Annotated in this window: 8 protein-coding genes; 2 read left to right on the forward strand and 6 right to left on the reverse strand. The window is 67.1% G+C overall.

Annotation, left to right across the window (positions count from 1 at the left end; all coding sequences use genetic code 11):
* Positions 1–15: 15 nt before the first annotated feature.
* Positions 16–2,298: an argonaute/piwi family protein gene (locus AQJ30_RS06825; protein ID WP_079083882.1), complete on the reverse strand. Its 2,283-nt coding sequence runs from the start codon at positions 2,296–2,298 to the stop codon at positions 16–18.
* Between the two features lie 496 nt (positions 2,299–2,794).
* Here AQJ30_RS06825 and AQJ30_RS36625 point away from each other — a divergent pair, with 496 nt between their 5' ends.
* Positions 2,795–5,719 (forward strand): putative dsRNA-binding protein, encoded by a 2,925-nt coding sequence (locus AQJ30_RS36625; protein WP_159052297.1) that lies wholly within the window; start codon positions 2,795–2,797, stop codon positions 5,717–5,719.
* A gap of 50 nt (positions 5,720–5,769) precedes the next feature.
* Here the strand turns inward: AQJ30_RS36625 and AQJ30_RS06840 are convergent, their stop codons facing one another.
* The 5 genes from AQJ30_RS06840 to AQJ30_RS36630 form a co-directional block, all read right to left on the reverse strand.
* A complete protein-coding gene (locus AQJ30_RS06840; protein WP_067229921.1) occupies positions 5,770–7,293 on the reverse strand; it encodes a hypothetical protein in 1,524 nt (507 codons plus the stop codon).
* Between the two features lie 234 nt (positions 7,294–7,527).
* Positions 7,528–8,076 carry a GIY-YIG nuclease family protein gene (locus AQJ30_RS06845; protein ID WP_067229923.1) on the reverse strand — a complete coding sequence of 183 codons (549 nt, stop codon included), beginning with the start codon at positions 8,074–8,076 and terminating at the stop codon, positions 7,528–7,530.
* Positions 8,077–8,139: 63 nt separating this feature from the next.
* Positions 8,140–8,352, reverse strand: coding sequence for a hypothetical protein (locus tag AQJ30_RS39740; protein WP_067229926.1), 213 nt, complete (start codon positions 8,350–8,352; stop codon positions 8,140–8,142).
* A 131-nt stretch (positions 8,353–8,483) separates the two neighbouring features.
* A complete protein-coding gene (locus AQJ30_RS06855) occupies positions 8,484–9,002 on the reverse strand; it encodes a hypothetical protein (protein ID WP_067229928.1) in 519 nt (172 codons plus the stop codon).
* Between the two features lie 544 nt (positions 9,003–9,546).
* Positions 9,547–9,822, reverse strand: coding sequence for a helix-turn-helix transcriptional regulator (locus AQJ30_RS36630; protein WP_079083883.1), 276 nt, complete (start codon positions 9,820–9,822; stop codon positions 9,547–9,549).
* A 578-nt stretch (positions 9,823–10,400) separates the two neighbouring features.
* Here AQJ30_RS36630 and AQJ30_RS06860 point away from each other — a divergent pair.
* Complete coding sequence (locus tag AQJ30_RS06860) at positions 10,401–11,297, forward strand: DUF5655 domain-containing protein (RefSeq protein WP_067229931.1); 897 nt, start codon at positions 10,401–10,403, stop codon at positions 11,295–11,297.
* Positions 11,298–11,338 lie beyond the last annotated feature (41 nt).

Below are 11,338 nucleotides of genomic sequence, written 5' to 3' on the forward strand. Positions count from 1 at the left end.
GTTCTTCGGTCCCGGTCACAGAAACCACCGGCTGGAGCGCAGCTTGGTGGCGACCGCGTCGGCGTTCCAGTTCCGCACGTGGCGCAGCTGTCCGAGCAACTCGGCGATCAGGTCTGAGTACAAGATCGTCACAGGGATGCGTGACGGATACATGTTCCGCCAGGACATCGCTGTGAACCGAAACGCCTGCCGTCCCAGGTATTCGATGTCAGTGAAGGTCGAATGGCGGTGGAGCTTGAGCAGGAGCGGCTTGGGGGCACCGTGCAGAGCGCTCTTGAGATCCATGGGCCCGCTGACAGCCACGAGCAGCTCACGCTGGCCGATGGGCACGGCATGGCCACGCTCCGGCACATAGTGCCCCTTTGCCCGGCCGCTGGCCCCCCGGTTCACTCCCGCGCTGGCCCGGTCGAACATGGCCCAGTCGTGGTCGGTGCTCACGTGCACGAACGCGAACTCGACCTTGGCATACGTCCGGGTGAGGCGCTCGACCAGCTCCTTGACCGCAGCGGCCTCAATGTCTTTGAGCGGTTTGAACACATGGAAGATAAGGCGCAGTTCGTCGCCTTTCTGCCAGGCGTTACGGATCTTGATCGCGTCGATGCATTCTGTCAGGGAGCGCAGGAGTTCCCGGGGGTAGTCGTCGTAGTCGGCCTCCCGGGACGTGTTGGAGAGAAGGTAGTTGCCGTCTGCGCTGAACACGGTGGTGATGCCCACTACTCGTTCCGGCGCGGTGAGTCGGCTCTCTTTGACGTGCGCGCTTCCGATTCCGATGACCAATTCGTGGGTGAGTGAGCGTGGAGCGGCGATCACGAAGGGGATTCCGCCCAACTTGGCGTAACAGGCCAGGGCAATGCTGTTGAGCGGGTGGGCGAGCTTACCCAGTCGGACCGTTTCGACTCTCACGTCCTGGACGGGGACGCCCTGTCCCATGAAGGCTGATTTCGCCACGAGATACGGGCTGTTGTCGCCCGTGAGATGAGCCTGATCCTCGCTGGTGATGACGATGGCCAGGTCGATGTCCCCGCTGAGCAGTGCCCTCCGGCACGCCTCGCGGTAAGCGTTGGCATCGGTCGTGGCCCCGTCGAAGGGGTGCAGGGAGACGTCACAGCCGGATAGGTGATACTTGCGGATGAACCCGAGGCCGAATGTCCTCTCTCCTTGGATCCCGTGAAGGAACTTAAATAGGAAGTTCTCGACAACGCCTTTGTGTGCGCGGGGCGTGATGACGGCGATCCTCGGTTTCTTCTTCGCGAAGAATTCCACGTCGAACGGGCCGTATTCGTCCAGGCCGCGGTCGGGTGACCGGCTCGTCTTGTCTCCGGCCTGGTCGAACTGGAACGTCGGGGACTGGTAGTAAGTCCCGCTCACTTTCCTGCCGCTGCTCGATCCGACTGGCGGCTCGATGGCCACGGACAGGTCACCGGCCACCTGCAGTTGGCCGAGTCGCTCCAAGCGGCTGGCAATGCTGACCGCACCCTCGTAGCGGCCAAAGGCCCCGAGCAAATCGAACGTCTTCTGGTCCAGTTCCTTGAGAATCCTGGAGCTGTCGGCTCCGGCCAGGGCACGGACCACGTCGTCGAAGGTCTCCCGTCGGCTCTCCAGCCACGCGTTGCTGGCAGAGATTCGGGTCACCCCAGGGGCATCGCGCAGTACCAGGTCGGTGCCGTCGACGTGGTCGACAGCACCGACCGCCTGCCGGGCGGCGTGGTGATCCATGCGCGGGTCGCGTGTGCTCGCCGCGTCCTCGCTCAGTACGTAGCGCCCCCGTACGTCGAGGCCCTGGTGGATCAACTCGTCCACTGTCATATCGATCTCGTAGCGGCTCTTCACCCCGACGATCACACCAGGGTGGTTCGAGGGACCGATGGTCCTGCTGTCCAGCCGGTATTCCGGATAGACGTGGAGCCTTCCGAGGGCCTCCTGACGCCGGCCGCGGACCGAAGGCTCAAGCAGATCCCTGCCCGCCAGGCGAGAGACGAACGCCGGTGGGCTAAGCCGACGCACCTTGTACCCCCATCCCAGCACCGACCGGAGCAACGCCTCCTGGACGAGACGCATGGTGAGGGACCGGTGATCGCGTGTCCGGAACGTTGTAGGGGTGCCGTAGACGTCGGTGTCGGCCTGCACGGGAATGCAGGCGATGTTTGTTCGTGTCTTGGCGACCACGTGGCTGTCGCCAAGCTTGGCTCGGAGGTCAGCGAGTTGCTCGGGTGACTCGAATTCGATCAGCCCACCCTTGAAGTCGTCCGCTGAAAAGCGGACCGGCAGGAAGTTGAAAGCCAGCACCGGCGGATTCATTCTGCCCCCTTGCTTCCAAGCCGCAATCCTCCCCGACAACGAGGCGGTTACACGTCACGGCACCTCGTCACCAGGGCGCCCGTCACGCTCAGAGCATTGTGGCACTGGGGTGTGACAACGGACGGGGAAGAGCCGCTTGATCGGATCAACCACGTGATGCCGGTCAGCGGGAGTCGCCACAGCCGGAGCTCTCCTTGAGTTGTCCGTGTGCCCGCAGGCCGCGCCCCTGCCCCTGGCGGACCGCCACCTCATCCTGCGAGCGATACGGAACGATCCGTGTCGGGTGAACCCTCCCCGAACCTCTGCTCGGCGGCATACGCTGGCCAGCCAGTGCCGCCGTGATCACCGGGAGCCCGGGAGGCGCGGCGGGAGGAAGGACAGCAGGACCGGGGGCAGGCTGCCCGCCTGTACGCAAGCACCGGGGCACTGTACCGACGCCATCTGGGAGCGCGTGCTGTGGCCGGGCAGGGCCGCGTCACCCGGCAGGGGGAGGGCCATGAACCGCTGGGTCGGCATCGTGTCGCTGCGCGAGACTGCGCCGCCGACACCCGTGCATCGCATCGCGCTCGCCATCGACGCCGCGCGGAACCGGACGTCGTACCAACTGGCCGGCCAGACGGTGCCGTATGCGCGCATGCGGTCGGCGCTGCGCACGCTCGGTCAGGAGCACGCGCGCCAATACGAGTGGGAGCGGTATGCGTACTGCATCGACCTGGCCGGCGACTTCTTCGACGGCGGCCACCCCCCAACGGGACTGCCCTCCTGGCTCACCAACGAACTCCAGAACCTCCTGGACGGCAGGTCCGGCACACCGCCGACCGGCGGGCGGAGGGTGCAGGAGGCCCCTCGGCGCACCGTCTCGCGTCCTGCCAACCAGCGCCCGACGTCCACCCGCCGGGGCCGGACCGTACCCCCAGAAGTCGCCCGACCGGCCCGGCCCGCGCGGTCAGGCCCGCCTGCGGCCGGACAGCGTCCGTCGCCCGAGCCGGTCCGACCGTACTCCCGCGCCGAACGGCGACTCGATGTCCACGACGTCACGTACCTGGCGTTGTGCGAGCCGCCCGTGTCGCTGGTGGGCAATTGCGGGCAAGAGGTCTGCGAGGCCGTGGGGAAGGCCGTGCGCGGATGGGACGCCGACGCCGAGGTCACCGCCTGGCTCGGCCTGGCCGCCGAACACCGCAGTCACCTCTACGAGAGCCACCACGCCGACCAGGTCACACCGCACGTGCTCGGCCTGCTCGACCGGCTCGGCGCCACCGCGCTCGACGTCATACTGCTCGACGCCTACGTGCGATGGGCGACGCCTCGGAAGGCGGGCGAACAGTCGAGCGAACACGCCCGGCGACGCGCCGCCGCCGACCTCGCGCTCGGCGCGTGGGCTGCCAAGCAGGGGCTGGTTCGCATGGGCGCGGGGGAGGCGCAGCAACCCGCCAGATCCGTCTTCGAAGGAGTGGCCCGGCAGATCCTCGGCGTGCTCAGCCTCTGTGGCGAGCACGAGATCGCCCGGAGACTGGTCGCCTCCGTCTGGCCCGACCTCGACCGCCCGTCCGTGGAGACCGGAGCCGATCCCGTCACCCTGGCGCAAACGGCCTTCCACAAGGAAGGACTGACCTACGACTACGACGAGGAGGGCCCGGACCACCGCAAGGTCTTCCGCGCCACCGTCCGCACCGGAACCGGCCGCACGGCACAGGGCACCAGCCAGTCCAAGAAGGCGGCGCGGGCAGCGGCGGCACGAGCACTGCTCGACGCATACCCGCATGTGGCCACCTCGGCGGGCGCCGAGCGGAAGGTGGCACCCGCGACCCTGCCGGCCGCGTCGCCTCTGCCCTACGCGCAGACGGGCAACCGGCACAGAGACGCCGTGAGCGACCTGGCGGCCATGTTCGAACTCGGCCATCGCGCGGACGGGCTCCTCGCCCAGGCCCTCACCCATGCCTCCTGGGTCCACGAGAACCAGGCGGCGGTTTCCGCCGCCCGCCAGCGCGACAACCACCTCCTCGCCCACCACGGCTCGCACGTGGTGAACCACCTTGCCGCCCACATCCGCGTCCGCCAGGTCCTCGCACACAGCCTCACCCCCGACGAGGACGAGGCACGCATCCTGACCGTCTCTGACGACGACACCGCCCGGCTCGGTGCGACCCTCCAGCTCGCGGAAGGGCTGCTGACGAGTCGCGGTGAGAGCGGACAGAGCCGCGCAGCGGTGTCGGACGCCACCCAGGCGGTTGTCGCCGCGGCCTGGCGCACCCACGGGCCTCGGCTGCTGAGGCGCCGGCCCGCCATCCTCGACGACTGGCTCACCGGCCTGGAACACCAGCACGACCCGGTGACCATCCTTGCCACCATGGCCACCACATACGGCATCGACCACGAGTACACGTACGACGTCTCGGGGCCAGACCACCTGAAGAGCTTCACCGCCACGATCAGGCTGCAGGACGTTCAGGGTCGGGTCCACCAGTGGACGGAGCGTCTGCCCGGAACTCCCGGAAAGCCGGAGGCGAAGAAGGCGACCGCCGAGGCCGTCCTCGATATCCTCGCCACGCCCGTCAACGGTGCCGTCGACGATCTTCCCGTCCCGGAACGGGACCTGCTCGTCTTCCTCCTGCGGGCTCAGCTCGATGGCCTGGGCCGGCCGACGGAACGGCAGCGCGCCCGGATGCTCGCCCGCGGCGACCTCGGCACCGACCTCCTCACCACCGGCGATACCGAGGCGTTTCTTGCCTGGGCAGAACGCGTCCGCCTCCTGCTCGGACCGGACGGCCCGGCCGTACCGGATGCGCTGCGCGAGCTTTACCGGAAGGTCCTCGATGACACGCGAATCGGGGCCGGCTCGCTCCTGCGCCGCATGGGCGCAGACCCCGGATCCGACGCCGCGAGCGTGGTCCGGCGAAACGCGGCGGACGCCGTGCGGCGAGCGCTCAGCAGCGGGCCGCAGGCCGCCTCGGTCCGAGACATCGTGCAGGGCTGGTGGCGCGACCAGGCCCCGGCCACCGGCGTCACGGTCCGCGATGACATGCGTCAGGACGTCTTCCGTCCGCTTCCCGTCCACCTGGGCGCGTTGGACGAGACCCTGACGTGGTGCGGCGAAGCCGCCGAGGCAGCCGGCACCCGCATCGACGTCGAGCTGACGGTTCAGGACGGCACGTTGCACGTCTGGCTCGGCCTCGACAAGGTGGACATCCGAGCGGCCTGCGACGATTTCGCCCGCCTCCTGTCCCGCACCCTTCCGTTCACCGACTGCCTGGTCGGTGACGACCATGTACTGCTGCGCCTGCACGGCGATCTTGAGACGGCTCCCCTCCATCCCCTGGCCACAGCGGGCATGGATACCTACGTCTCCGTGCCGCTTGATCGGCGGAGGCTCCCCAGGGAAGTCGAGCCAACAGGAGCACAGGACGTGCAGCCGTACTCGTGAGCCCGCTCCGCGAGCCAGGCCACCGGCCCCAACTGCTCCGTCGCCACAGTTCAGAGGACGGTCCTGGGCCCCGGTTCCAGTCGGCCGCTGGCCCAGGGGTAGGACGCCCATCCCTGGACGAGGATCGGGTTGAGGGAGTTCTCGTGCCCGTTCAGGCATTCGTTGAGTGCCCAGGTGGAGCGCTCGGGGTCGGCCGCCCGGTCCAGGAGTAGAGAGCTGGGTGTGGTGTCGGTGAGGGTCACCAGGCGTTCGACTTCGTGGGCTGCGACGACCGTTGTCGGGATGTCGGCGGTGGGCAGGTTGAGGTGGGGCAGGTTGGCGTTGGCGACGGGGAACGGTTCAAGGGTGACGATCAGTGCCTGGCGTGGACGGTCGGTCGGAATTTCGGCGAATGCCGGATGGCGCTGGTCGATCTGGGCCGAGGTGGCGTTGACCTGGCGGAAAGCGCGGGCGAGTTTGCTGTCGGTCTCGGCGACGCCAAGTTCCAGGCCGAGGCGGGCGTTCTCGGTCGGCATCATGGACTTGACCTCCACGAGCAGCACCAGGTCGTCGAAGACGACGAACCAGTCGACGCTTTGCAGTTCGTTCCGCTTGACCCGGTACGTGATCTCCGAGATGACATCGACGTCCGGTATCAGGCGGAGCTGGCGGCCGACGTACTCCTCGAAGAGATAGCCGGTCTCCTGGAGGAAGTCGGGTCCGAAGTGCTCGCGTCCTGTGTGGTAGATGCCGGACGGAGTCGCTTTGCGCCAGACCAGCTGGGGGGAGGGGCACAGCAGGCCGGGTCCTAAGCCGGTGACCGCGGGCCGGCCGAGCAGCGGGTTGTACGTGAAGCGCCGCAGTTGGGCCGCTTTGCCGCCGGCCACTCTCGCTAGGTTCTGCGTGGTGTGCTTCTCGGCTGCTTTGACGGAGGCCACGTCGGTGGCGAAGTGCCGTTCGATGACGCGTAGGACGGTGTCTCGGCTGACGGTGCGGTCGAACTTTTCCCCGTCCGGGCTGTCGTAGAGCGCGGGATCGAATCGCCCGGCGTTCAACAGTGCGCATCCCCACAGCAGTTGCGCGGTGCCGACGTAGTCGGGCAGCGGGCAGCCGAATACCTCGGTGTCCCAGCCGGAGACCATACAGCGGGGCTGGCGGTGTGCAGGGAACCGTGTGTGTAGGTACAGCGCCGCGGTACGGGCGAGACTGGCGAACTCCGGGGCCTGGAAGGCCATCTGTTCGCCGCCCAGGCGCATCATAAAGTCCCTCAGGCGGACCGCGTCCTCGTCGGTGCCATGCAGGGTCGGTTCCTTCAGGCTGGAGTACGCGGCCAGGATCTCCAGTAGATCGCGCTCGGTGGCTTCGGAGCGCAGGTGCTCGGTGCCGTAGGCCAGGCTGACACGGGCCGCGTCAGCCAGCGCCCACGGCGTGTACTTCAGAGAGGGACTTTCCAGCCAGGGCTGTGGCCGCTCTGGTGTGCTGTAGCGCGCCGCCGCAGCGGCGATCAGAGGCAACAGTGAGCTGGGACGATGCCGCCGGATGCGCTGGCGGTATTCGTCCTCCGTCACCAGCCGGTCGTACAGGTACGCAGCCATCCCGCCATGATCCTCGCCGTAGAGGAATTATTCGAGCAGTTTCTCCTGGTCAGTGCTGAACGCACGTATGCTCCGGGCAGCGTCCGATTGAAACGGATTGTTCGCTCCCGTAATCGGCGCAAGCCTGGCTGCCGCCAGCCGAGAGTTGTCTCTCGGACTGGGCGTCTGCGGATGATGACCTGGCAGTCCCTCTCTGCCAGTCCTTGCGTCTGCGGGCCGCTCCGCGAACGTCGGCTACTTGTCCGGTCGGGGGCCGGCACTGGCGTAGTAGAAGGCTCGTGCCTGTTTGACACGGTCCCGGGAGTCGCCATGCTCCGTTCCCTCAACGTTCAGCGGCGGGCGCAGTTGGGAGATCAGTTCCTTCTCCAGCGGGATCGGTTGGGGGCGCTCGGTCCAGGTGAGGGTGAGGTGGTGGTGCATCCAGTGGGTGAGGCGCTGCTCGTCCTCGGGAACCAGGACGACGCGGTCGGTCCAAGTGGTGCGGTAGCTCTCGGCGGCCATAAGGAGTCCTGCCAGGGTTCGACGCAGGGTGGACCGTCCGGAGTCCCTCAGGTGGTTGGAGGCGACGCGGGAGCGCAGCCGGCTGGCTTTGCCGAGGTAGAGCAGTCGCCGTCCAGGATCGAACGAGTTGACCGGGCCGGGGAAGGAGGTCAGGATCTCGGGCGGTGCCCACCAGGCGTACACCCCTGCGGTCGTGGGCAGGGCGATAGTCGCGCGGCTGAGGGGGTGCGGTGTGGAGAGTAGATCGGCTGTGGCCTGCTGAACGGTCGCGTCGTCGAGCATGAGCGCACCCTAGGCGCGACGGCGCGGATATGTCACCGCCTGCGGTGCCACCCCGCAGCTTGATCAGAAAGACGCCTCAGCGCGGGCGAACGCCAACTGCTCACTCGCCCGCGCGGTCCTCATCCAGCCGTCGATCCTTGTCCTGGACGAGGCCACGTCGTCCGTCGACACCCGCACCGAAGTCCTGACCCACCGCGCCATGGCCGGCCTGCGCACCGGCCGCACCGGCGTCGTCATCGCCCACAGGTTGTCGACGATCCGCGACGCGGACACCATCTCGCCATGGAGGCCGGGCGCATCGTCGAACAGGGCAGGCGCGAGGAGCCGTTTGGCGGCCGGTGACGCCTACGGTCGCCTATAGGAGGCTTGTGGTCCCCGGGCCGTAAGACCCATTGTTGGTAAGGGAGTCAGGACTCACTGGGCAGGCAGTGACCGCATCGCTCCCACTGCGTGGGTACCTCACCATCGGTGGGGAACCTCAGCAGTTCGCCACCGCGGTAACCCCGCCGGAACCAGTCGCAGTCCGTGCCGGCGTGGTAAAAGTCGCTCGTCGCCGTGGTGACGAACTCGTCATCGAACTTCCAGGTGCCAGGACGCATGAACCGCCCGTATGCGTCCTTTCGCAGGCCGGCGTCGATGCCACCGTTCTTGCCGCCACGGCTGTTGCGAGTGTTGACCCCGCATGCCTCGGCGAACTCGTAGACATCGAAGTTCGGGTCGTTGTATCCGAGCACCTGGGCGGTGACCCACATCGCGTTGGTCTTGACGCGCCGTGCCTCGTCGTCGGTCAGGGCCCGCTCGGTGAGCTTGGAGTTGGAGTCGCTGGCGCGGCTGTGACCCGCTCGGTCAAGCCGCCAGGGGGCATCGGACCAGTCGTGGTTCCGGATCTCGGCAGCGAACTCCTGGGCGATCTTGCTGAGGGCCATATCGTCCTCCGATCGGACGGCCTGGCCGCCCCCGACAGGGCGGCCAGGCGACGGTACGCGCCAACGGCCAGCAGCCGCAATAGCCCAGCTGACGCGGGAGCGGAGTGTCCGGTGTACACCGGGGATTCGTGGTGCGCTGTACCGAGTAGACCGTGAGGTCCAGTGGCGCTCGCTCCCCCATTGAACGAGTGCTTGGTGCACGGTGGGCAGGCGCACCCCCGTCGTCTGCCTGCCAGGCGCACGTCTTACCGGGACCGACTCATGTCGCCTGGCGCGCCCCCGGTACTCCGGGCACTCATCAACAAACTGCAACACCCGCTTTGGGAGTGGGATCGAATCTTGCCGGGGGTGCCGGAGCTGCGACGCTGTGCTGTCCTGCCTGGTCAGCGCATAAATCGTCTTCACCGAAGATGATGACACCGTAGCGTGGGGGTACGACAGCGACGGTGACTCGGCTGGCCAGCCTGCCTTCAGAGCGGGGTAGTGAAAGGGCGCGCTTGGAACGACGAAGCCCCGCCGGAAGCGGAGCCTCGTCGAAGCTGGCTTAGTGCGTGGGGCGGCATCCGGCGCGCGCATCGTTATACTCCGGATCTCCGCTTTCGAGGACGCGGAGTAGAGACGCCGTGACAACACGCGTCCTACGGCCGATGCGTAGCACACGGCACGGAAACTGCCCGTTGCGGATCAGGTCGTATCCCTTGGCCCGTGAGAATCCCAGCGCCTTTGAGGCGTCCTCCACGCTCCCCGTTCCGTCCCAGGTGGCGCGGATGTGAGCGGGGCTATAGCGAGGGCCCAGAGTCTCTTCGATCTGCGTGTGCATTCCGATTACTTTCGTCTTGGCGGGTAGCCCGTGCCGGGCCTACGGACACCGCATGCGCCGGTCATCGCGGTGACCGTCAATAATCCGCGTTATCGCCGGTTTGGCTAACCGGCGATTTGGGGCTATGTTGCCTCGCTCGCCGTGGAGGGGCTCACTCTGACGGCGTGAGGCACCGAAGAGGAGTCGGCAGAGTCCAGCACTTCACAGCATTGCCCAGCACTGTGACGAACGGTTACCACGGATGAGTTGGTTGTTGCATGGGTCGCAGTTCGCCCGTTGCACCACTGCAGGTCAATTGGGGTCTGGCTCTTCGGGGTCAGGCCCCTTAGTTTTCACCGTGCTGGATAGGTGCTGGATTTCCTGACCCCTCGTCACCTGCCTCAACTCCGCACCTGCACTGTGCTGGATTCGTGCTGGACGCCGACGAATCACGGGTACCACCGACCTGCGTGCTGCGCGCCGGGGCAGCTGACCCAGTTGATCGGGCATCCGGCACACCTTCTTCACGTGACTCGCGCCGGTTGCGGAAACAAATCTCTGCCCGTCCGACGTTGTCCATCTCATATGCGACAACGGGAGTGGTCGGCTTGAAGTTGTTCCGGACGGACGCATCGAAATGTGGCGTGAGCGAGGTCATGCCGCGTCTTGTTGAGGTCGAGGCAGATGTGCAGGGTCTCGTCGAGGCGCACATGGAGACGCTGCTAGGCGTCCGTTTCCTGGCGAGTGAGTACGGCACCGGGACGGTCCACAAGGGCCGGATCGATTCGCTCGGGCTGGACGAGAACGGATCGCCGGTCATCGTCGAGTACAAGCGCGGCATCGACGCCGGCGTCATCAACCAGGGCCTCTTCTACCTGGCGTGGCTAATGGACCACCGTGCCGAGTTCGAGCACCTGGTCCGCGACCGGCTCGGGATGAGGGCCGCGTCCCAGGTCCTGTGGAGCAGCCCTCGCCTGATCTGTATCGCCGGCGACTTCACGCGTTACGACGTGCACGCCGTGCACGAGCACCGGCGGTCGATCGACCTGGTTCGCTACCGACTCTTCGGGAGTGACCTGCTCGGGCTTGAGTCCGTGGCGTCCGGCAGCGGCGGCATGCAGGTGGCACGCCGAGTCCGCCGCCAGGCGGTTGCCCGGGCGACAGCCGACGTCCAGGATGCGTCGATGGTTGAGCTGGCGAGCGCGGTCGATGAGGCACTGCTCGGGCTCGGGGGCGGTGTGAACCGCGTCGAGCGCAAGACGTACCGGGCGTACCAGCGGCTGCGGAACTTCGCCTGCCTCTGTCCGCCGCAGCGGAGCAAGCTGCTGGTCTACCTGAAGGTGGACCCGAAGGACGTCGACCTTGTCCCGGGATTCACCCGGGATGTCTCCGGTCTCGGTCACCACGGGACGGGTGATCTGGAGGTGCAGTTGCGTACGCCGAGGGATGTGGAGCGGGCGCAAGATCTGTTCCTGGCGAGCTACGCGGCGGCGTGATCGCTGGCGGTTTCCTCGGTCGGGCCTGCTCGTGTGGGCGG

Source organism: Streptomyces longwoodensis, assembly GCF_001514125.1.
In the GTDB taxonomy this organism is placed as follows: Bacteria; Actinomycetota; Actinomycetes; order Streptomycetales; family Streptomycetaceae; genus Streptomyces; species Streptomyces longwoodensis.